Origin of the sequence: Nocardia caishijiensis NBRC 108228, assembly GCF_001612825.1 — a bacterium.
In the GTDB taxonomy this organism is placed as follows: Bacteria; Actinomycetota; Actinomycetes; order Mycobacteriales; family Mycobacteriaceae; genus Nocardia; species Nocardia caishijiensis.
The window spans coordinates 98168-119889 of the sequence record NZ_BDBE01000006.1 but is presented as its reverse complement, the minus strand read 5'-3'; the positions used below and the strand labels follow the sequence as shown (position 1 = coordinate 119889).

At 67.6% G+C, this 21722-nt stretch carries 22 protein-coding genes; 8 read left to right on the top strand and 14 right to left on the bottom strand.

What is annotated here, in order from left to right; genetic code table 11:
• Nucleotide 1: 1 nt before the first annotated feature.
• Together NC7_RS01295 and NC7_RS01290 are read right to left on the bottom strand one after the other, a co-directional pair.
• Complete coding sequence (locus NC7_RS01295; protein WP_067977782.1) at nt 2-511, bottom strand: hypothetical protein; 510 nt, start codon at nt 509-511, stop codon at nt 2-4.
• A 192-nt stretch (nt 512-703) separates the two neighbouring features.
• Nucleotides 704-1240: a hypothetical protein gene (locus tag NC7_RS01290; protein ID WP_067977929.1), complete on the bottom strand. Its 537-nt coding sequence runs from the start codon at nt 1238-1240 to the stop codon at nt 704-706.
• 188 nt (nt 1241-1428) lie between these two features.
• Between NC7_RS01290 and NC7_RS01285 the strand changes: the two genes are divergently transcribed.
• Nucleotides 1429-1683 (top strand): AbrB/MazE/SpoVT family DNA-binding domain-containing protein, encoded by a 255-nt coding sequence (locus NC7_RS01285; RefSeq protein WP_084457753.1) that lies wholly within the window; start codon nt 1429-1431, stop codon nt 1681-1683.
• Nucleotides 1680-2078, top strand: a complete 399-nt coding sequence (locus NC7_RS01280) for a type II toxin-antitoxin system VapC family toxin (RefSeq protein WP_067977780.1) — start codon at nt 1680-1682, stop codon at nt 2076-2078. Before NC7_RS01285 ends, NC7_RS01280 begins: the two co-directional genes overlap by 4 nt.
• A gap of 1 nt (nt 2079) precedes the next feature.
• On the opposite strand, the gene NC7_RS01275 is transcribed toward NC7_RS01280, so the two are convergent.
• The 3 genes from NC7_RS01275 to dprE1 form a co-directional block, all read right to left on the bottom strand.
• On the bottom strand, nt 2080-4050 hold the full coding sequence (locus NC7_RS01275; RefSeq protein ID WP_067977779.1) for an arabinofuranosyltransferase: 1971 nt from the start codon (nt 4048-4050) through the stop codon (nt 2080-2082).
• Between the two features lie 148 nt (nt 4051-4198).
• Nucleotides 4199-4978 (bottom strand): decaprenylphospho-beta-D-erythro-pentofuranosid-2-ulose 2-reductase, encoded by a 780-nt coding sequence (gene dprE2, locus NC7_RS01270; protein ID WP_067977777.1) that lies wholly within the window; start codon nt 4976-4978, stop codon nt 4199-4201.
• A complete protein-coding gene (gene dprE1 / locus NC7_RS01265) occupies nt 4975-6402 on the bottom strand; it encodes a decaprenylphosphoryl-beta-D-ribose oxidase (protein WP_157101792.1) in 1428 nt (475 codons plus the stop codon). Before dprE1 ends, dprE2 begins: the two co-directional genes overlap by 4 nt.
• A 57-nt stretch (nt 6403-6459) precedes the next feature.
• Between dprE1 and NC7_RS01260 the strand changes: the two genes are divergently transcribed.
• On the top strand, nt 6460-6915 hold the full coding sequence (locus tag NC7_RS01260; RefSeq protein ID WP_084457750.1) for a GtrA family protein: 456 nt from the start codon (nt 6460-6462) through the stop codon (nt 6913-6915).
• A gap of 1 nt (nt 6916) precedes the next feature.
• Here the strand turns inward: NC7_RS01260 and NC7_RS01255 are convergent, their stop codons facing one another.
• From NC7_RS01255 to NC7_RS01245, 3 genes are all read right to left on the bottom strand, one after another.
• A complete protein-coding gene (locus NC7_RS01255) occupies nt 6917-7540 on the bottom strand; it encodes a pyridoxamine 5'-phosphate oxidase family protein (protein WP_067977776.1) in 624 nt (207 codons plus the stop codon).
• A gap of 138 nt (nt 7541-7678) precedes the next feature.
• Nucleotides 7679-9841, bottom strand: coding sequence for a molybdopterin-dependent oxidoreductase (locus NC7_RS01250; RefSeq protein ID WP_067977774.1), 2163 nt, complete (start codon nt 9839-9841; stop codon nt 7679-7681).
• Nucleotides 9842-9948: 107 nt separating this feature from the next.
• Complete coding sequence (locus tag NC7_RS01245) at nt 9949-10440, bottom strand: hypothetical protein (protein ID WP_174550177.1); 492 nt, start codon at nt 10438-10440, stop codon at nt 9949-9951.
• Nucleotides 10441-10619: 179 nt separating this feature from the next.
• Between NC7_RS01245 and NC7_RS01240 the strand changes: the two genes are divergently transcribed.
• On the top strand, nt 10620-11225 hold the full coding sequence (locus tag NC7_RS01240) for a DUF4282 domain-containing protein (RefSeq protein WP_067977773.1): 606 nt from the start codon (nt 10620-10622) through the stop codon (nt 11223-11225).
• A gap of 121 nt (nt 11226-11346) precedes the next feature.
• Nucleotides 11347-12192 carry a helix-turn-helix domain-containing protein gene (locus NC7_RS01235; RefSeq protein ID WP_067977771.1) on the top strand — a complete coding sequence of 282 codons (846 nt, stop codon included), beginning with the start codon at nt 11347-11349 and terminating at the stop codon, nt 12190-12192.
• Between the two features lie 3 nt (nt 12193-12195).
• Here NC7_RS01235 and NC7_RS01230 read toward each other — a convergent pair whose 3' ends face one another.
• The gene (locus tag NC7_RS01230) at nt 12196-12594 is read right to left on the bottom strand and encodes a MarR family winged helix-turn-helix transcriptional regulator (protein WP_067977769.1); all 399 of its coding nucleotides are present in this window, start codon (nt 12592-12594) and stop codon (nt 12196-12198) included.
• Nucleotides 12595-12679: 85 nt separating this feature from the next.
• Here NC7_RS01230 and NC7_RS01225 point away from each other — a divergent pair, with 85 nt between their 5' ends.
• On the top strand, nt 12680-14146 hold the full coding sequence (locus NC7_RS01225) for an MFS transporter (RefSeq protein WP_067977768.1): 1467 nt from the start codon (nt 12680-12682) through the stop codon (nt 14144-14146).
• Nucleotides 14147-14211: 65 nt separating this feature from the next.
• Here NC7_RS01225 and NC7_RS01220 read toward each other — a convergent pair whose 3' ends face one another.
• On the bottom strand, nt 14212-14760 hold the full coding sequence (locus NC7_RS01220) for a dTDP-4-dehydrorhamnose 3,5-epimerase family protein (protein WP_067977767.1): 549 nt from the start codon (nt 14758-14760) through the stop codon (nt 14212-14214).
• 3 nt (nt 14761-14763) lie between these two features.
• Nucleotides 14764-15636: a glucose-1-phosphate thymidylyltransferase RfbA gene (gene rfbA, locus NC7_RS01215; RefSeq protein ID WP_067977765.1), complete on the bottom strand. Its 873-nt coding sequence runs from the start codon at nt 15634-15636 to the stop codon at nt 14764-14766.
• A gap of 243 nt (nt 15637-15879) precedes the next feature.
• Between rfbA and NC7_RS01210 the strand changes: the two genes are divergently transcribed.
• Nucleotides 15880-16929, top strand: a complete 1050-nt coding sequence (locus NC7_RS01210) for an alpha/beta hydrolase (RefSeq protein WP_084457746.1) — start codon at nt 15880-15882, stop codon at nt 16927-16929.
• 122 nt (nt 16930-17051) lie between these two features.
• On the opposite strand, the gene NC7_RS01205 is transcribed toward NC7_RS01210, so the two are convergent.
• Complete coding sequence (locus tag NC7_RS01205) at nt 17052-17753, bottom strand: DUF8020 domain-containing protein (RefSeq protein WP_067977764.1); 702 nt, start codon at nt 17751-17753, stop codon at nt 17052-17054.
• A 306-nt stretch (nt 17754-18059) separates the two neighbouring features.
• Here NC7_RS01205 and rfbB point away from each other — a divergent pair, with 306 nt between their 5' ends.
• Nucleotides 18060-19061 carry a dTDP-glucose 4,6-dehydratase gene (gene rfbB / locus NC7_RS01200; RefSeq protein WP_067977762.1) on the top strand — a complete coding sequence of 334 codons (1002 nt, stop codon included), beginning with the start codon at nt 18060-18062 and terminating at the stop codon, nt 19059-19061.
• Between the two features lie 22 nt (nt 19062-19083).
• Here rfbB and NC7_RS01195 read toward each other — a convergent pair whose 3' ends face one another.
• Entirely contained in the window at nt 19084-20604 is a 1521-nt protein-coding gene (locus tag NC7_RS01195; RefSeq protein WP_067977760.1) for a DUF2142 domain-containing protein, read from the bottom strand.
• Nucleotides 20601-21569, bottom strand: coding sequence for a glycosyltransferase (locus NC7_RS01190; RefSeq protein ID WP_067977758.1), 969 nt, complete (start codon nt 21567-21569; stop codon nt 20601-20603). Before NC7_RS01190 ends, NC7_RS01195 begins: the two co-directional genes overlap by 4 nt.
• Nucleotides 21570-21722: the final 153 nt, after the last annotated feature.

Genomic DNA, 21722 nt, shown 5'->3' with positions numbered 1-21722 from the left:
CCTATCCGGTCATCCTGTTCGACCAATCGAGCTGCGAGCGAGCCCAATCCGGGATCTCGACGGCCGGGCGCGGATAGGCGTCGAACTCGGCGCGCAGGTCCTCGACCGACACCTCGGGCATCCAGTCGGCGACGGTGCCCGCGGAGTAGGTGGCCTTGTAGCGGGTGGGCCCGGCGATGAAGATCTCCGCGCTCAGCCACGCCCCGAGCGCCGGGTCGTAGGACATGCGCTTGTGGTCGGCCAGGTATTCGACGACCTCGGTTGGCGGCACCATATTGGTGACCGACCCGTCGCGCTCCTTGACCTGAACACCCGCCACCTGATGCCCGCCGACCTGCAGCGACCACAGCAGCGCGAACTTCTGACCGGGGGAGAGCATGGCGATGGCGGCATCGACCACGAACTTCTCGATATCACCGAGTGAGTGCAGTTGTTCCCGTGGCGCAGGTTCGGCGTCCTGGCGGTGTTCCCGCATCAGGAAATCGATTCGCTCCGGTCTGCTGAGCGTCATAGCTATACCTCTGCATCCGTACCGATCAGCGCTACCAAAACTGATTTCGGTCGGCCGAACTTGTCAACATTTCGCAGCGTACCCGCGCCGTCCGACGAACTGCGCGGTTTGTTCGCTGTAACCGCACATATTGTGGTCTATCGGCGCTCCGCACACCAGTAGCTACCGGGTGTCCATAGACACATGTCCACCTCAGGCAGCCGACGCCCGGAGGGCGAACCAGCCGTCGCCGGGGTCGGCGAAACCGTGGTAGACGAGGGGTACCCGCTGGTCCACGCCGAAAAACTGGTACACCGCCGCCATCGCCCGACGTACCGAATGCGCCTGGAAGTCGTCGATGCGCCTCGGCCCGATCCGGCGTTCGGGCAGCAGCGAGAGCCGGGTGAGCTCCGCCGGATCGTCCACGTCGAGGCCGATCGGCGCAGGTTCCTCGATCAGATGGTCGTGCAGCACCGCGCGCGCCTGGCTCGGATCGTGCCTCGGCCCGGTGAACGCCACCCGCTGTACCCGGGCGAGATCGGGCAGATGCAACGGCGTGCGCACCGCCTCGATCAGGTCGATGAGCTCGGGATCCGGCTCCGGCCCCTGGTCGGCCACCGGCGCCTGCTCGAGCAGGTGCATCATCTGCCCACCGCGAACCAGCGGCTCGGGCACCACGAACACACTGATGCTCGGGCAGATGCAGTTCATTCCGGTGAGACACACCCTCGTGTGCAACGGATCGGACATGAAGTCCTCCTCCGGTAACGGGCCACCCGGACCCACAACGTGCAGGATCGTTAACCTTCGCCATCCGCCGACCCCACCGGCGACGACCGTTCCGCACCGCCAAGTGTAGTGCCCACCCCGCCCGGAAGACAGGGTTGACGAAACTCGTGTGGGCTATCCTTACTTCAAGGGGCAAGTAAGGAGTTGCTGTGGACGCACTGGCCAGGTTGACCTCGAAGGGGCAGATCACGGTGCCCAAAGCGGTCCGTGACGCGCTCGAATTACACACCGGCGACAACGTGCACTTCCGGGTGGAAGGCGATGTCGTCGTATTGGCGAAGACGCCCGATCTGCTGGATCTCGCGGGCAGCGTGCAGGTCCCGCCGCAGGTGCGCGGGCGATCGTGGGAGGAGCTCCGCGACGATGCCTGGGCGCAGCAGTGGCGGGAGGGCGACCAGGGGTGACGGTCTTCCTCGATACGAACATTCTGGTCAGGCACTTCACGCAGGATCCGCCCGAGATGGGTCGACGGGCGACGGCCCTGCTCGCGCGGACCGACGAGTTCTATCTCCCCGACCTCATCCTCGCCGAAACCGTGTACGTCCTGCAGAGCGTGTACCGCGTGCCCAGGCCCGAAGTCGCGGCACTCGCGCGGGCCGTGATCGGCTCCCGCAACATCCAGACCGACGATCCGGCCGTCCTGATCCGGGCGGTCGATGTGTACGAGCATCACCGGCTGTCGTTCGCCGATGCCTACCTCGTCGCGCTCGCCGAGGCCGATGCCGATTCGACGATCGCGTCCTTCGACAAAGGGATCGGCAAGGTCGGCACCGTGCGCCGTATCGAACCGTCCGGATGATTCAGCGGTCGACGGTGATGAGGGTGAAGGGGCCGATGTCGGTGGTGGTGAAGGTGGGGGAGGTGAAGAGGGAGCGGGGGAAGGTGACGGTGTAGCGCTTGACGTTGGGGTCGTTGGGGTAGACGTCTTCGGCGAGGCGGAGGGTGTAGTTGTCGCCGTCGCGGCGGAAGAGGAAGGCGTCGGGGGCGCGCCAGGGGGCGGCCGCCATGGCGTCGAGCAGGGCCTGGGGGGAGTCGAGCTTGCTCCAGGCGGCGATGGTGTCGGCGCGGGCCTTGAAGTCGGCGAGGGGGTTCGCGTAGTGCGAGGTGAGGGCCTGGAAACCGAAGTAGGGGTAGAAGGACAGGAAGCTGGTGTCGGCCGTGAGGACGACGGATTCGGCACGGGGACGGCCGGTTTGCGCCAGTAGAGCCTCGTCGACGGCGTGGTAGTAGGCCACCGCGGAAGGGCGACGCTTGTCGCCGCGTTCACCGAAAGTGCCGTAGGCGTCGGGTGTTTCGGTGGGCACCGTGTCGGTGTAGGCGGTGTCGATCTCGTGCACGAGGACGGTGGGGATCGTCTGGGCGAAGGCCATCGCACCGAGCACCGCGAGCGCGGCGGCGGCCGTCCGCAGCGGGGCGGGTTCGTTCAGTGCCTGATATACCGCGCGGCCGCCCTCGACGAGGCCGAAAACGCCTGCGGCGGCGAGCAAGGCGAGCAGGACAGGTTCCAGCCGGAACGACAGCAGGGTGGTGCCCGCTGCCGTCGCGGCCATCGACAGCAGCGTCCACAGGTAGATCGCCACCACGCCGATGCCGAGCGCCTGTGCCCGCCGCGACGATCCAGCCCGCACCACCAGCCACAGCAACCCGAGCAGGCACAGCGCCCCCCGTAGCGAGAACTCGAGCATCGGGAACGCCAGCTGCGCGCCCGACTCGGGCAGATAGTGGAAAGCGTTGCCGGAGGGCAACTTCGCCCCGGACAGCATCTTCAGCAGATACGGCGTCCACACCACCAGCGCCACCGCGATCGCGAGCACGCCGATCGCCGCCAGCCGTGTGAACGGCACGACAACCACCCGCCACGCGGGCTCGGTGGTGACGGCCGCATCGCGCTTGCCGATCGCCCGTCCGCTCGCTCGCCGCGCGTACAGCGCGCACGCGGCGGCGATCACCGCCATCAACACCACGGTGAACGCCGCGATCGCCAGGTACAGCGTGTAGAAGCAGGCCGCCACCCCGAGGAACAACCCGGTGCCGAGCACCGCGCCCCACCCGCCCGAGCGTCGATGCAGCGCACCCCACGCCAGCACGAGCACCGGCGGAATGAACACGACGAGCACGGCCCCGTACGCTTCGGGCGAGGCATAGGCCAAGGTCATCGCGGTCACCGCGGCCGCGGCACCCACGGCCATGTCGGCGCGCACCAGCTGCGCCCACAGCACGAGCGCCACCGTGGCGGCCACGGCGAGCATCCCGATCGAGTACGGCTTGAACACCTCCCAGCCGTCCATGCCGAGCAGGTTCCCGACCCGTCCGCCGATCCAGAACCAGCCCGCCGGATAGAACGGCGGCAGGTCGACATAGGTCATGTCCCGCAGCGCCGCACTGTCGGTGAGCCGCGTCAGATACTCGGTGCGGAATTCCTGGTCGACCGAAACGCCGAACAGGTACAGCTTCGTCGCCGCAAGCGGCATCCCGAGCGTCACAGTGACGAATGCCGAAATGCCCACCCAGGAAGCAAGTTTCGCGATGACAGGCCACTTCCGCAGCCGGATCAGCAACACCGAGACCACCAACAGCCCCACCGAGACGACCTGCCCGACCGTGGTCAGCGCCCGAGTCACGTTGGAGGAGTTGAACGCAGGCCACTGCACCGCCGAGAACGCGAACAACCCGACCACCGCCACGACCAGCGCGACGAACGCCGCCGCGGCACCTTCGGCGAGACCGGTCGCTGTCGCGCGCCCCGCCCGCGCGTTGTCATCGGTAGTCATCGGCGCGCATTCCTCCGGGTCCACTCAGCTCGACGGTCCGGGTCAGCCTAGTGGAGCGGGCCGAGTCCGTCGGGCTCGCGCCGACGCCCAGCACAACGAAACTGCCGCACCGCCGGAGTGGCGGTGCGGCAGTCGCGGTGGCTCTCGATCAGATGGGCAGCTTGCGGAAGATCGGGCGCGGCACGTGGCGCAGGGCCGACATCACGAAGCGGGCCTCGTTGGGGGTCCACACGATCTCGGTGCCCTTCTCCGAGGCGGCGACGGCCTGGCGGGCGACGTCTTCGGGATCGACCGTGAGCGGGGCTTCCTTGGAGCCGGTCGCTTCCCAGTGTGCCTTGGTCGCCGAGGTGCGCACCTGCATCGGGCGGACGACGGTGACGCGCGGACCGTGCGGACGAAGCGCTTCGCCCAGACCCAGGTAGAAGCCGTCGAGACCGGCCTTGGTCGAGCCGTACACGAAGTTCGAGCGACGCACCCGCTCACCGGCCACCGACGACATCACGATGAACCGGCCGTGACCCTGCGCCTTGAACTTGTCGCCGACCAGCACACCCACCGACACACCGGCGGTGTAGTTGATGCCGACGGTCATGACCGCCTTGCGCTGGTCCTGCCACAGCTGCTCGGCGTCGCCGAGCACACCGAACGCCACGATCGCGACATCCACGTCACCACCGGCGAAGGCGGCGTCGACCACCTTCGGGTGCGAGTCGGTGTCGAGCGCGTCGAAGTCGACGACCTCGACCGCCGTGGCACCGGCACCCTTCAGCTTGGCGACGGCATCGTCGAGCAGCGGGTCGCCGGGCAGGTTCGCCAGGATGATCCGCGCGGGGCTCTTGCGCAGGTACTCCGCGCAGATCGCGAGACCGATCTCGGAGGTGCCGCCGAAGAGCAGGATGGTCTGCGGGTTGCCAACTGCGTTGATCACTGGAGCTCCAGCCTCCTGGCCATATCGGACATGAACACGCCGTTCGGGTCGACGCTGCGGCGGACCTTGATCCACTCGTCGATCCGGGGATACATCTTGTGGAAGGTCTCGGCGCTGGTGCGCGAGTCCTTCGCGGTGTAGAGACGGCCGCCGAATTCCATCACGCGGCGGTCCAGGTCGGTGACCAGCTCGTTGAGGCCCGGCTTGATCGGGAAGTCCACGCAGATGTTCCAGCCCGGCATCGGGAAGCTCAGCGGCGCGTCGTTACCTGGACCGAACAGCTTGAACACATTCAGCGCGGAGTAGTGGCCTGAGGCCTGGATGTCGATGATGATCCGCTTGAACTCCTCGACCGCCTCGGTCGGCACCACGAACTGGTACTGCAGGAATCCGTTGGAACCGTAGCCACGGTTCCACTCCGAGATCATGTCGAGCGGGTGGTAGAACTGCGTCAGGTTCTGCACCTTGCCGGTGTAGTTCCCGCCCATGGCGTAGTACGCCTCGCCGACCGCCGAGAGCGTCAGCTTGTTCATGGTGAAGTTCGGGAAGATATCGGGCACCGTCATCAGGTGCGGCGCGTCGAACTTCAGCGGCTTCTTCTGCAGCTTCTTGGGCAGTTCGTCCAGCTTGGCCAGGCGACCGCGGGTGATCGTCGCGCGGCCGAGCTTGGGCAGCGGGCTGATCACGTCGAACCAGGCGCTCGAGTAGGTGTAGTTCGCCTCGCTGCCGTCGCTGTGGGCGGCGACGGTTTCGTCCAGCGTCGAGGTCTTCACCCCGTCGTTGAGGAAGTAGGCCGTCTCCGTCGGCGCCATCTCGATGGTCGCGCGCAGGATGATGCCGGTGAGCCCGTTGCCACCGACCGTCGCCCAGAACAGCTCCGCGTCGTTGTCCGGCGACACCGTGCGGACCGAACCGTCCGCGACCAGCAGGTCGATCGAGCGGACGTGGTTGCCGAAGCTGCCCTCGCTGTGGTGGTTCTTGCCGTGGATGTCGGAGGCGATGGCGCCGCCGATCGTCACCTGGCGGGTGCCGGGGAGCACGGGAACCCACAGACCGAACGGGAGCGCGGCCTTCATCAGCTGGTCCAGGCTCACGCCGCCGTCGACGTCGACCAGGCGGGTGTCGCGGTCGATGCGGTGGATGCGGTTGAGCGCGGGCATGTCGATGACGAGGCCGCCCGCGTTCTGGGCGTGGTCGCCGTAGGAGCGGCCGAGGCCACGGGCGATCACGCCACGGCGCAAGTGCGCTGGCTTGCTGTCGTTGTCCTCGGCGACCATGCGCACGGCCTCGGCGATCAGCTCGGGATCGCCGGTCGAGAGCACTTCGGCGGAGGTGGGTGCGGTGCGACCCCAACCGGTGAGCTTGCGCGTGCGCGTAGGAAGCACGAACGGCCCGTCGTTGGTGGTCGAAATGTTCTCAGACATCGGCTTAGAGGCTACAGGCATGGCACAACCGGTGACCGGTCTCGTACCCTTCCTCACGTGCAAGCACAGCCGCATCTGCCCCTGCCCCCCGAAATTCCGCTGGTCGACGAGCCGGGGGGTACCGATGTCGATCTGAAGACGCAGATTGTCCGGTTCACCCTCACGGGCGGTTTCTCGGCGATCGTCGACTTCGGTCTGCTGCTGTTGCTGTCGAACGTGCTCGGGGTGCCCGAGGTGCTCGCCAAGGCGGTCAGCTTCGTCGCTGGCACCACGACGGCGTACCTGATCAATCGTCGCTGGACGTTCCAGGCCGAACCGAGCCGCAAGCGGTTCGCGGCCGTCGTCGCGCTGTACGCGGTGACGTTCGCGGTACAGCTCGGTGTGTTCGCGGCGCTCGCGTTCGCGCTGCCCGACCAGTGGTGGCGTCAGACGGTGGCGTTCGTCGTCGCGCAGGGCACGGCGACGGTGATCAACTTCGTCGTGCAGCGTGTGGTGATCTTCAAGATCGAGTAGGTCAACCCGCCCTGACTTCGGCGTGCTGGTGACCCGCCTTCACGCCGAAGTAGTCGCCGCCTTTGGCGCGGACGTTGTCGGTGCCCCATTCGCGGCGATCGCGGGCGACGGGAATCATCTGCGGTATGTGTTTGCGGCAGTGGATGTAGGCCTCCTCCACGTCGACGACCACCCAGACCTGTGCCGCTTTGCCTCGTTCGGCCGGCGGCAGATCGGTGACGGTTTCGCGCAGCTCGCTGTCGGCGACCATGCGGGCCTTTCCGTTCACGTGCAGGCCGATGAGGTCGCGGACGAAGTCGATCATCAGGATGCCGACGTGCGGGTTCTCGAGAATATTGCCGAGGCTGGCCATCACCCCGTTACCTCGATATTCGGGGTACGCAATCGTGCGATCGTCGATCACGTGCAGGAAACCGGGGGTTCCCGCGCGGAAGCTGGCGTCGCATTCGCCGTGCGCGTCGGCCGTGGAGATGAACGCCATGTCCATCCGGGTGACGAATTCCCGCATCATCGGGTTGAGATAGTCGATGACCTGGTCATCGTAGAATCGTTCGGCGCGTTCGGTGGTGCCCAACGTCTCCTGAAGTTCGTGCTCTCCGTCGCTGCCGACCTGTTGTCCAGGCATCGGGGCCCCTCTGCTGCCGAAGTGCTGTGACCGCAATCTCATTGGAGTCTAGGGGAGTTCGGCCTTCCGCGTGGCGAGTCCGGTATTGCGAAAGACCGTAACGAGCGGTTTGCTTCGGGTTTTCTGGGCGACGACCAATCAGGCCGGTCCGACCGTCACCGGTACACCGTTGAACACGGCCGTTCCGGTGATCGCGTCGACGATCGAATTGTCGGTCAGCGCATTGGCATTCACGCCAGGGTTGGCCCGCGCGACGGACTGGGTCGTGCTCGTGGCGTGTCCCCACCCGTGCGGCAGGCTCACCACCCCGGGCATGATCGCCGCTGTCAGCTCCACTTGCACGGTCAGCGAACCGGCGGCGGAGGTGATCTCGGCCGTCTCGCCGATGCCGAGGCGGTCGGCGTCCTCGGGGTGGATGTGCAGTGTGCAGTGGTTGGAGCCGCCGACCAGTACCTCGATGTTGTGCATCCAGCTGTTGTTGGATCGCAGCTGCCTGCGCCCGATCAGCACCATGGGCGGCATACTCGCCGCGAGGCCTTCGCGCAGGCGCGAGACGTCGGCGAGCAGGGGCCGCGGTGCGAGGTCGACGCGTTTCGACGCGGTCAGCAGGACCTTCGGCAGACGCGGCTCGAGCGGGCCGAGGTCGATGCCGTGCGGGTTGTCGAGGAGGGTGCGCAGGCCGAGGTCGCCGCCGTTCCACGCGCCGTAGGGGCCGAGTTTGAGCATCAGATCGACGCGTTGTTCAGTGGAGTCGGCGCCATCGAGCTCGTCGCGGCGGTCACTCGTGCCCGCCTTGTGCAGCATGCCCGCGATGACCAGTTCGTCGATCATCGCGACGGCCTCGTCGCTGTGATGTGGTTGCCCGCTCACGGCCGCCGCGAGCCGGGCGAGCACCGCCGATTCCGACGGCCTGCCGTCGAGCGGCACCAAGGGGCGCGAGTAGCGCGCGTAGTTGCGCACCGCGAAGTGCAGCAGCGCGAAGTCGTAGTGCGGTGACTGGATCGAACGAGGCGGCGGCAGAATCACATTCGCGTGCCGGGTCGTCTCGTTGACGTACCGGTCGACGCTCACCATGAATTCGAGTCCGGCCAGTCCCGCGTCGAGCCGCGCGCCGCTCGGCGCGGAGAGCACCGGGTTGCCAGCCACCGTCACCAGCGCGCGGATCTGCCCTTCACCAGGGGTTTCCAGTTCGTCGGCGAGGGTGGCGACGGGGAGTTCGCCCATGGTTTCGGGCAATTCGCGCACCCGGCTGGTCCAGCGGCCCGGTCGGAACGGTTTGGTGCGCGTGATGCCGAGCGCCGCCGGGGTGGCGAACATGGCGCCGCCGGGGGAGTCGAGGTTGCCGGTGAGGACATTGATCGCATCGACGAGCCACTGGGTGAGCGTGCCGAATTCGGTGGTGCACGTGCCGATCCGGGCGTAGACGGCGGCCGTCGGGGCGGCGGCGAGTTCGCGGGCGATGCGGCGGATGGTCTCGGCCGTAATGCCGGTGCGTTCTGTCGCGATCTCGGGCGTGAAATCGGCTGCGGCGTCGCGCAGTTCGTCGAGGTTGTCGACGGCCACGCGCACGTCGACCAGGTTTTCGGCGAACAACGTGTGCACCACCGCGAACAGCAGATAGGCGTCGGTGCCGGGCCGGATGAAGAGGTGTTCGTCGGCCAGTTCCGCCGTCCGCGTCGCCCGTGGATCGACGACGACGAGCGTGCCGCCGCGCGCCCGCAGCGCCTTCAATCGGCCGGGGAAGTTGGGCGCCGTGCACAGCGAACCGTTCGATTCCAGCGGGTTGGCGCCGAGCATCAGCAAGTAGTCGGTGCGGTCGAGGTCGGGAACGGGGACGGCCATCGGGTCGCCGAACATCAGCCCGGCGGCCACCTGCTTGGGCATCTGATCGGCAGTGCTGGCCGAGTACACGTGCCGGGTGCTCAGCGCGCGGACCAGCGCGGGCGCGTAGAGGGCGCCCGCGATCGTGTGGGCAGTGGGATTGCCGAGGTAGATGCCGGTGGCGCCGGTGCCGCGCGCCGCGCGCACAGCGGCGAAACGCTCGGCGATCAGGTCGAACGCCTCGTCCCAACTCGCCGGGCGGAAGTCGGCGCCGTCGCGGACGAGCGGGGTGGTGACCAGATCGGGGTCGTCGTCGAGCTTCCCGAAACCGGCGCCCTTGGGGCAGATGAAGCCCTTGCTGAACGGGTCGTCTCGGTCGCCGCGCACCGAGAGCACCCGGTCGTTGTCGTCGAGGGTGATGCTCAGGCCGCAGACGGCCTCACAGAGCGGGCAGGTGCGAAGCAACGAGCGCGGAGCCATGGTTCATGCCTACTCCACCCCGGCCGCTCGGCACCGGGAAACGCAGAAAACCCGCGAGGCGACGTGGGGATCCGTCGCGGTCGCGGGTCGGCTGTGGAAAAGCTGCCTCAGCAGGCCACGGTCAGCGTGGCGCGCTTGCGGGACGCGGCGGCACGCACGGCGGCACCGAGCGCGACGACCGGCGGAACCCAGCGGGCCTCGGACGGAGCGACGCCCCACGACGCCGAACCGGCGGCCAGCTGGGTGGGCGGCAGGGGGATGCTCGCGCCGTCGGTGTGCACCAGCACACCGGCCTCGCGCATCGCGGCGATGGCCATGGCGGCCTTGGCGACGCCGGTCACCAGGTGGATCTCGCGACGCTCGGCGCCCGGGATCTCGATCACGGGGCCGGACAGGTTGTTGGCGCGCAGGAAGCGACGAACCTCGCCTGCCATCTCGCCGGTGATCTCGATGGCCGAAACGTTCTCGTCGGTCACCAGGCACAGGCCGTTGGTGGTTTCGGCAACGTTCCAACCCCGCGCGGCGTAGTCCAGCGCGGCGGCACCCTTGTCGGCGGCCATAGTGTTGGTCGGAAACGTCGTGCGCACTGTGTTCTCCATTCCCCGAAGAGCTCTGTTCCTGCGTTCATGGGCGTATCGGCGCAAGGTGGCCGAGTTGTTACGCGGATTCGGAAAAATAATCGAGACTGTCTGGTTCGTCTCACTCGGTGAACCTTCGCTATCGCAGGTTCGGTCCCCGTCGTGTTGGCGTGTCGTCGGAAAGCGGGCAGGATCGGGCCATGACCGACGTGCCGAACACCACTCCGGCCGGTGAGCCGGAGGCCGAGGAGTTCGAGGCCGAATCTCGCTGGCTCTCTTGGAAAGAGGCCGACGTGAAGCGTACGGCGTCGCGTTCGCGGGAGCAGACCGAGGACTCCGAGGCGGCCGAGGGAACCCCCATCGCCCGCGATGCCGGATTCGACGATCCGTTCCGCAGCACCCGCTCGGCCACCGAGTGGGGTGCCGAGGCGCTTCGCTCCCTGCTCGACGTGCAATTCCGCAGGCCCGCGACCCGCACGCTGCTGCCGCTCGCCTACATCCTGTGCGTGATCTCCTTCGCGATCGGCCTGCCGATCGCGCTGACGGTGCTGATGTGGAAGGCCTCGGCGGTGCTCGGTGTGCTCGCCGCCCTCGTGGCCGTTCCGCTCGGTGTCACCATCGCCGCGTCGGTGCGGTTGATGCTCGAGTTCGCCGACAACGCCGCCCGGCTCGCGGGCCGGGTCGAGCACATCAGCGAACTCGCCGACGGGTTGTTCCAAGCACTGTCCGATGTCGCCGAGCCGGTGAACCAGCTGTCCGAAGATGTTCGCGCCGTTCAGTTCTGGCGGTTCCGGAAGAAGAAGTAGGTCTTGCGCGGTGTCCGATTCATTGTGAAACAATCCGTCCGCAGATCTGATGATGCATCAGCTGCGAACGGCGGCCTCCAGCGGACAACGGGGAGGCCGGATTTGGATACAGGGGGGAAGTATGGCTTCACCGCAGGGCGTCACCGGTTCGACCATGCCGCGCAGGCAGCTGGGCAGGCACTTACGTGACCTGCGCAACCGTGCGCGGATGACTACCAGAACCGCGGCGGCGCAACTCGAGTGGTCGGAAGCGAAGATCTGGCGGATCGAAACGGGGCAGACGTCGTTGCGCAGCCTCGATGTCGAGGCCATGTGCAAGGTGTACGGCGCGCCCGCCGAGCAGGTGGAACCGCTGGCGGCACTGGCTCGCGAAACCAAGGCGCGGGGCTGGTGGACGAGTTACGGCGATGTGATTCCGGAGGGTTTCGAGGTCTACATCGGCCTCGAGGAGGCGGCGGCCGAGCTGTCGATCTACGAGGACGGCCTGGTCCCGGCCCTGGTGCAGACCGAGGACTACACCAGGGCACTGCTAGAGCGGACGATCCCCGGGCTCACCGAGGCGGACCTGGACCGGCGGCTGCGGGTGCGTACGGCCCGACAGGCCCTGCTCACTCGGGCCGCTGCGCCGCTGCGGCTGCGGGTGGTGCTCGCGGCGTCGGTGCTGTCGCGCCGGATCGGTGACGATCGGGTGCTCGCCGGTCAGCGGGCGTACCTGCGCGAGCTGGCCGAACGCGACACCGTCGACATCCGGGTGGTCCCCGACGACTGCGGCTACCACGCCGGGCTCGAATCGGGCCGGTTCACCGTGCTCGATTTCGACGGTGACAACGCCGTCGACAAGCAGGAACCGCCGGTGGTCTACGTGGAGACCCTCGCCGGTTCGGTCTATCTCGACAAACCGGCCGAATTCGACCGCTACCGTTCCGCTTTCGCCGACATCACCGCCGCGGCGAGCGCGACGGTGTAGCCGCTACCAGGAGTCGGTGAGCACCGAACGGTGCGTGGGCAGGGCCCGGTCGTAGACCGCCCTGCCCTTTTCCGTGAGTGTGACGAAACACGCGCGCCGGTCGCCGGGGCAGGTGACGCGTTCGACCAGGCCGTCGCGTTCGAGCCTGGCCACCGCGCGCGAGAGGGCGCTCTGGCTCAGGTAGATATCGGTGGCCAACTCGGTCATGCGGTACTTCTCGCAGTCCGCGTCGACGAGCCGGTCGATGATCTCGAATTCGCTGAGACCGATCTGATGTTCGTTCTGGAGCGCCTTTTCCAGTGCGCAGCTCACGGCGGCGTGCCGGTCGAGCAGTGCGCGCCACTGGCCGATCAGCTCGGTGGGCGCTTCGTTGCGCCGAGCTGTGTTGGCCGGGTTCGACATGCGGCCATCTTAGTGCGTCCGACTGATCTATGCAACTGCATTAAATGTGTTGGCATTAAATGCGCATGCATGTAATGTCCTCCGCATGACTTCGCCAGCAACGCTCTCGGCCGCCGAGGCGACCGACCCGACCCGGTGGTCCGCTCGCCTCTGGGGCCTGCTGATCACCCTGTGCATCGTTCTTTTCCTCGACGGTCTCGACGTCTCGATGATCGGCGTCGCCCTGCCGTCCATCGGCGCCGAACTCGATATGTCCACCTCCACCCTGCAGTGGCTCGTCGGCGGCTACGTCCTCGGCTACGGCGGTCTGCTGCTGCTCGGCGGCCGCACGGCCGACCTGCTCGGACGCCGCAAGGTCTTCCTCATCGCGCTCGCCGTCTTCGCCGTCGCATCCCTGGTCGGTGGCCTGGTCAGCGATCCGACGCTGCTGATCGTCACCCGCTTCATCAAGGGCCTGGCCGCCGCGTTCACCGCGCCCACCGGCCTGTCGATCATCACCACCACCTTCGCCGAAGGAAAAGCGCGCAACAAGGCGCTGTCCATCTACACCGTGTTCGGCGCGGGCGGTTACTCCATGGGTCTGCTCTTCGGTGGTCTGATGACCGGGGTCGGCTGGCGTTGGACGTTCCTGCTGCCCGTCCCGATCGCCGTCGCCGCCCTGGTCGCCGCGTTCGTGCTGATCCCCAAGGACGGCAAGGCCGAGGAGGGCGGCCACGATCTGCTCGGCGCGCTGCTGTCCACCGCGGGCATGTTGCTGCTGGTGTACACCGTCGTCACCGCGCCGGAGGTCGGCTGGGACTCGGCCCGCACCATCGGCTCGTTCCTCGCCGTCGTCGCGCTGTTCGCCGCGTTCGTCGTCACCGAGCAGCGCGTCGCCCACCCGCTGGTCCGGCTCGGGATCCTGCGCAAGGTGTCGCTGGTGCGGGCCAGCCTGGCCATTGTCGCGGTCGCCGGTTCGTACTTCAGCTGGCAGTTCATCGTGACGCTGTACCTGCAGGACACCCTCGGCTGGTCGCCGCTGAAGCTCGCCATGGCGCTGCTCCCGGTCGGCATCTTGGTCGTGGCCTCGGCGTTCTTCTCCGACAAGCTGATCGACCGCTTCGGCACCGGCCCGGTGATCGCCGTGACCATGTCGGTGATGGCCGTCGGATACCTGCTGTTCCTGCGGGTCGACACCGCGCCCGACTACCTGACCGTGCTGCTGCCGGCGATCCTGCTGATCGGCATCGGCTGGGTGGGCTTCCCCGCCATCAACGTGCAGGCCACCAGCGGTATCGACGACGAGGAGCAGGGTCTCGCGGCGGGCGTGCTGCAGACCTCCATGCAGGTCGGTGCCGCTGTGGTGCTCGCGGTGACCACCGCCATCGTCACCTCGGGCACCGCCCACGGCACCTCGCCGCAACAGATGCTCGACACCTACCGCCCCGGCCTAGAGTTCGCCGCCGGTGTCACGGTGCTCGGTGCCCTGGTCGCGCTCACGGTGTTCTGGCCGCGCAAGCGGGTCACCGACGCGCCGGTGACAGAGGAGGAGAAGGTGCTTCAAACGGTCTGATCCGAAAGGACTGAAAGGCACCACCTTTCCCGGTGGTGCCTTTCGGCGTGCCGCGGCGTCAGCCGCTAATCCAACCTTGCCGCGGCCTGGTCCTTGGCGGAGCGGATGAAGGTGAGCGGGCGGCCGTCGCGACCCTCGGTCGGCCAGTCGATGGCCAGCCGGGGGTCGAAAGCGTCCAGGTCACGGTCGAATTCGGGGGTGTACTCGAGCGAGCACAGGTAGGTCACCGTCGAGTAGTTCTCCAGCGACAGGATGGCGTGGCCCAGACCCTCGGACAGGAACACCGAGCGGCGGTCCACGTCGTCGAGCAGCACGCTGTCCCAGCGGCCGTAGGTGGGCGAACCGGGTCGCAGGTCGACGACCACGTCCAGGAAGGCGCCGCGCACGCACGTCACGTACTTGGCCTGGCCGGGCGGGTCCTCGGTGTAGTGGATGCCGCGCAACACCCCCGCCGCCGACACCGAGGTGTTCACCTGGTGCAGGTCGAAGGGTCGCCCGGTGGCCTTCTCGAACTCCGAGGCCTTGAACGACTCGCAGAACATGCCACGGTCGTCGCCGAGCAGGCGCGGGGTGACCACCCACGCGCCGGGGATGGCCAGTTCACGGATTTCCATGCGCTACCAGTCTTTTCCTCGGTCGATCAGGTCGAGCAGGTAGCGCCCGTAGCCCGAGCGCACCATCGGCGCGGCGAGCGCGCACAGTTGATCGTCGGAGATCAGGCCGCGCCGCCACGCCACCTCCTCGGGTACCCCGATCTTGAGGCCCTGACGCTCCTCGATGGTCCGCACGTAGTTGGCGGCGTCGAGCAGCGAGTCGAAGGTGCCGGTGTCGAGCCAGGCGGTGCCGCGCGCGAGCACGTCGACGCTGAGCCTGCCCTGTTCGAGGTAGGCGCGGTTGATGTCGGTGATCTCGTACTCCCCGCGCGCCGACGGTCGCAGCTCGCGCGCGATCTCGACCACGTCGTTGTCGTAGAAGTACAGACCGGGGATGGCGTAGTTGGAGCGCGGCACCTTCGGCTTCTCCTCGATGGAGACCGCGCGGCCGTCCACGAACTCGACCACGCCGTAGGCGGTGGGGTCGCTCACCCAGTAGGCGAACACCGCGCCGCCGTCGATGTCGTGGAAGCGGTGCAGGCTGGCGCCGAGGCCTGGCCCGTGGAAGATGTTGTCGCCGAGCACGAGCGCGGCGGGTTCGGTGCCGATGTGGTCGGCGCCGAGCACGAACGCCCTGGCCAGGCCGTCGGGTTCGGGCTGGACCACGTAGCTGATAGACACCCCGAACTGGCTGCCGTCACCGAGCAACCGGGTGAACGCCTCGGCGTCCTCCGGCGTGGTGATGACGAGAATGTCGTCGATCCCTGCCAACATGAGGGTGGACAAGGGGTAGTAGACCATCGGTTTGTCGTAGACCGGGACGAGCTGCTTGCTCACCCCGCGCGTGATCGGGTGCAGCCGCGATCCGGTGCCGCCCGCCAAGATGATTCCGCGCATAGGTGGCAAGTCTGCCAGCTCCGGCACCGCAGGAGTCGGGGAGGTTCCGACACGTGGACGAATTGATCACGAACGTTTCGCCGCCGGGTGTGTCGGGCGATAACTGGGACACGACGGCGTTCATCTGATTATGTGAGCGTCGATGTGTGAAACATCACTGTGTTAGATGTCAGCGTCGACATCCGATCCGGGGCTCGCGCCCCGGGCCACCGGGTCGGCGCGCCAGTGTGAGGTAGGTGCGCGATGGAAGCCTCGAAGATCGGCAGGCCCGGTGTGCTGAGCGGGATCGTCCCCGCCGCCCCAAGGGTCACCACCAGCCCGAAGGCCGCGGGAATCGTCGTCAACTCCGGGCGGACGAGCACCGCGTCGCGCGTGCTGATGGGTGCCTGCGTCGGCGTCGTCGGACCGCTGCTGCGCACCGTCCCCATCAACCGGCGAACCATTCCCATCGGCGGAATCGCCGTCGACCTGCTCGCGCGGCTGCGCCCCGAACCGACGGGCATCGAGCGCGAACAGATCCAGCTCGACGGATTCAAGATGGAGATGATCCGGCCCGCGGGCGCCTCGCGGGCGCTGCGCCACGGTGCGCTGCTGTATCTGCACGGTGGCGGCTTCGCGGTCTGCGGATTGTCGACCCATCGTGCGGTCGCCGCCGGGCTGGCCAGGCGGACCGGGCTGCCGGTGCTCAATGTGGAATACCGTCAGCTGCCCGGTTCGATCGACGCCGCCATCGACGACTGCGTCCTGGCCTACCGCTGGCTGCTGCGTCACGGCGCCGATCCGGGCCGCATCGTCTTCGCCGGTGACTCGGCGGGCGGGTTCCTCACCTTCGCCACCGCGCTGCGCGCCCGCGACATCGGATTGCCGCTGCCCGCCGGTCTCGTCGGCTTGAGTCCGCTGCTCGATCTGGACTACCGGGCGAAGAAGGACTACGTGAATGTGCGCCGCGACGCCTATATTCCGCTGGCCGGGCTGGAGGCCGTGGTCCGCCTCGGCGCCGAGCACGAGGGTCCGCTCGATACGAGGCTCTCGCCGGTCAATGCCGACCTGGCCGGGTTGCCGCCGGTACTGCTGATCGCGGCCGAAGACGAATTGCTGCGCTACGACTGCGAACTCATGGCCCATCGGCTCGGTGCGGCGGGTGTGCCGCACACACTCGAGCTGTGGCGGGGGCAGGTGCACGCCTTCATGAGCATCCTGCCGGACATGCCGGAGAGTCGTTCGGCGCTCGGACGGGTCGCCAAGTTCGTGCGGGAAGCGGTGGCGCCCGCCGAACGCGCCAGGACCGCCTGAGGCCCGGCCGAAACGACAGGTGCCCCGCCGCGACTCTTTCGAGTCACGTCGGGGCACCAGAGTATCCACCCACTCGCGAATGCGGTTACGCGAGTTCGGTTGTCACCCGTTCGGAACCGGAATTACTTGGCCGGGGGAGTGAACGGCGAGGTGACGGTGGCGAAGTACTGGATCGCCGCACCGATGGCGACCGGCGCGGTGACGAACAGCTGACCGGCAAGCACACCGAGGAAGCCCACAGCGGCGGCACCGGCGATGCAGCCCGCCAGCGGGCCCGCGCCGAACAGCGCGAGGAGGGCACCGGTCAGGACCAGACCGGCACCGGCACCGGCGATGCAGCCGACAGCCGCGCCACCGAGACCACCGACGAGCGCACCCATGGTGGCGCCGACGGAGATGGTGTCCTTCAGGCGGTTGAACGCCGCGACCTCACGGTCGTACTCGGTCTTCCAGGGCGCCTGCGCCTCGTAGGGCAGGGCGACCGGCTTGTAGACAGCCTTGGCCGGGTCCATCACGGGGGTGAGGGTGGCGGTGTTGCCGGAGATCTCGGCCACGATCGGGAGCTCGTGCTCTTCGATGCGGAACGCCAGCGGGGTGCCCGCGACGACGGTGCCGTCGGCCGCCTTGATCTTCAGGACGTTGTCCTCGACGACCATCGAGCCCGCGTCGGTGGTGACGACGGCCTTCGAGTCGTCGACGATGTCGGCGGTGTAGTTGATCGGGGCCGCGGCGGCCGGGGCCTCTTCGGCGTGCGCGGTGCCGGCGGCGACGCCCATGGCGGCGATCAGCAGCGCCGAGGTGGCGGCGAATTTCCTCATCAGCATTTTTGTTGAACCTCGATGTTGGAGCGTTCGGAGGGGACTCGATGATCAAAATCCCCCGCAGCTAACGAGCGGTGAACCACCTGTGTACTTCTATTCAAATTCTGTTCACCGGTGATACCCCAGGGATGGTGCGCACCCAGAAACCTGAGTGCCGACTAGGGTTTTTCTCAGGAAAGCAGACCCCGGGCCGTAACCTGAACCCGTCCAGTGTGACGGACATCACGGTGTAAATGTCTCGACGCATTCCACCATGGCCCGCGCCGGTTCCCTTTCTGTGCCCGATGGCGAGCACGTATCGTTGTCGGCGTGCGAGTGCTCGTTACCGGCGGGGCCGGATTCATCGGTGCGAATTTCGTCCAGCAGACCGTGGCCACACGCCCCGATGTTCAGGTGACGGTGCTCGACGCGCTCACCTACGCCGGAAACCGTGCGTCCCTCGATCCGGTGGCCGACCGCATCGAATTCGTCCACGGCGACATCGCCGATCTTGACCTCGTCGACAATCTCGTCAGCGGCGTCGACGCCGTCGTGCATTTCGCCGCCGAATCGCACAACGACAACTCGCTCGCCGAACCGTGGCCGTTCGTGCAGACCAATATCGTCGGCACCTACTCCCTGCTGCAGGCCGTGCGCCGCCACGACGTGCGCTACCACCACGTTTCCACGGACGAGGTGTACGGCGACCTCACCCCCGACGACCCGGCCTTCACCGAAACGACGGCCTACAACCCGTCGAGTCCGTATTCGGCGACCAAAGCTGGTAGCGATCTGCTGGTGCGCGCGTGGAGCCGTTCCTTCGGCGTGCGCGCCACCCTGTCGAACTGTTCCAACAATTACGGGCCGTATCAGCACGTGGAGAAATTCATCCCACGTCAGATCACCAATTTGATCGACGGTGTGCGTCCGCGTTTGTACGGCGCCGGTCATCAGGTGCGCGACTGGATTCACGTCGATGACCACAATCGCGCGGTCCTGGACATTCTGGAGCGCGGCCGCATCGGGCAGACCTATCTCATCGGCGCCGACGGTGAACTCGACAATCTCAGTGTCGTGCAACTCATTCTGGAAGCCTTCGATCGCGATCCCGCCGATTTCGATCACGTCACCGACCGGCCCGGCCACGACCAGCGCTACGCGATCGATGCGAGTCTGCTGCGCGAGGAACTCGGGTGGGCCCCGCGCTACCGCGACTTCCGGACCGGCCTGGCCGACACGATCACGTGGTACCGCGAGAACGAGGACTGGTGGCGGCCGAAGAAGGCCGACACCGAACGTGCCTACGCGGCGGCGGGCGAACAGACACTCTGACGGAATACACCGTCGTCCGGGGTCAGCCCCAGACGACGGTGTAATACGTTGCGGCAGCGGCGATCAGCGCGACCAGCGACGCACAGGCAACGGTGAGCCCCGGTCCACGGGTCGGCACCACACCGTCGGCGTCGCGCAGTCGCAGGGGCACCCAGCGGATCACCACCGCGATCCCGAGGATGGCCAGCGGCACGAAGTACCGGCCCTGCACACCGTCGATGATGTAGTAGTCCACCGGCGTGAACGACATGTACAGCGTCACGTAGACCATCGCGACGCTGGCGAGGCCCGTCGCAGCGACGATCAGGGTGCGGCGCCGCGTGCTCGTCATCAGGTCGGCCGTGCCGAAGCTCACCGCGAAGGCGATCAGGCAGGCCAGCATGGTCAGCGCGGGCGCGTCGACGTAGGCGAAGCCGAGTTCGCCGAAGAACTGGTTGAACCAGCGGTGATCGCGCAGCGCGATGCTCTCGCCGAAGGTGTGCACGAACTGCACCGGGTCGCCGAGGATTCCGCGCAGCTGGTCGCCGGGACGCACCTGCCCCCACTGGTGTGGCGGCCGCATCAGGCTCATGCCGTCGCCGGTCGGTGCGGCGATCTTGGTCCAGACCAGGAACAGCGTGCCGCCGGTCACCGCGAACACCCAGGGCAGCACCTTCAGCTTGCCGGTGAAGCCGAGCCGTTCGGCGGGCACGACCACGATCAGCATGGCGATCAGCACGTAGGCCGGTTTGCTCAGCGGCAGCGCGATCGTCGCGGCCAGCAGGGCGGCGGTCTCGGGCCTGCTCAGCCGGTCACCGACGAACAGCGCCTTCACCACCAGCGCCGACACCAGGATGGCCAGCGCGTTGGTGAGCGTGTCGGCGGTGACGGTGCCCGCCTGGAACAACGCGATCGGCAGCACGGCGACGGTGAACACCAGCCACTGGGTGCGCCGCCGGCGCAGCGCGTAGAGCGCGAACCCGACCACCGCGAGGTAGGTCGCCAGCCCGGCCAGGCGGGTCAGCAGGTACATCCCACCGATGTTCAGGCCGAGCGCCTCACCGGCCCGGATGCCGACGGCGGCGGGCACATACGGCACGGGGGAGTAGGCGGCGGTGTTGGTGAACCACATCGGCCGGGTCGCCGAGGAGATGTCGGCGCCGGTGAGCCGGTCGTAGGCGCCGGGGTCGGCGACCATCGCGCCGGGTTCCTCGGGGTTGTCGTTGTAGTCGCGGAAGGCGTAGCCCATGAGCTCGTCGATGCTCACCGGGATCTGCCCGCCGTAGGCGACACCGCGATCGTCGTGGATGCGCTGCGGGAACACCCCGCCGTGCGCCACCTGGTAGGCGCGACCGAACTGGGTGATCTCGTCATGACCCCAGAACGCCGGGGTGAGCACGGCGAACAGGGCGCCGAACACCGTTGCGAGCACCGCGAACGCGACCGTCGCGGCACCGAACCGGCCGGTCAGCGCGGCGAGCGGAGCGAGCAGCCGGTCCGTGCGCGAGGTCGCGGGAACCGGCTCGGTGGCGACAGTGGTCTCGTCTTCGACGGTGCTGGTCACCGACGGTCTCCGGCCGCGATGTCCTCGCTCACACCGGCGGCCGAATAGCGCAGGTACACCAGGCGCGCGGCCTCGTGTCGCGACCGGCGGATGCCGTCGAGGATCAGCCCGGCGGTCCAGGCCAGGCTGCCGAGCAGCACCAGGGTGAACCCGAGGAACAGCGTCGGGAACCGCGCCACCTCGTGGGTGTTGTAGAAGTCGATCACGATCGGCACGGTCAGGATGATCGCGATCAGCCAGGTGATCGTGCCGAACAGGCCGTAGAAGGCGACCGGGCGTTCGTGCCGGGCCAAGCCGAGGATCAGGGCCAGGATCTTGGTGCCGTCGCGGTAGGTGCGCAGCTTGGACTCGCTGCCCGCCGGACGGTCGCGGAAGCCGACCTGCACCGCGGTCTGCGGCACCCGCAGGTGCAGCGAGTGGACGGTCAGCTCGGTCTCGATCTCGAATTCGCGCGAGACCGCGGGGAAGCTCTTCACGAACCGGCGCGAGAACACCCGGAAGCCGCTCAGCATGTCCTCGACGTTCTCGCCGAACACCTTGCCGACCACGCCGTTGAGCACCTTGTTGCCGGTCTCGTGGCCGGAGCGGTAGGCGCTGGTGTCGGTGTCGTCCTGCTTGCGCACGCCGAGCACGTGGTCGTAGGGGCCCTCGAGCAGCGTCTTGATCATCAGCGGGGCCGCCGACGCCTCGTAGGTGTCGTCGCCGTCGATCATCAGGTAGACGTCGGCCTCGATGTCGGCGAAGGCGCGGCGAACCACATTGCCCTTGCCCTTGGTGTTCTCGTAGCGCACGATCGCCCCGGCCTCGCGGGCGCATTCGGCGGTGCGGTCGGTGCTCAGGTTGTCGTAGACGTAGACGACGATCCCCGGCACGGCGGCCTTCAGGTCGGCGACGACCTTGGCGACCGCGGCCTCCTCGTTGTGGCAGGGGACCACGGCGGCAATGCGAAGCTCGGTGGAGTCCACCCGGGTCAATCCTCAGATGTAGGCAGTAGAAGGGTCACCGGGAGGGTACAGCACCTTTGGCGGCGCGGGCGCCGCGTGTTCGCGGCCCTACCGGCTCCCTTTGTGGCCGCCCCTCCTCGGGGTCGGGGGTGGTGGCCGGTTACCGTCGGGTCC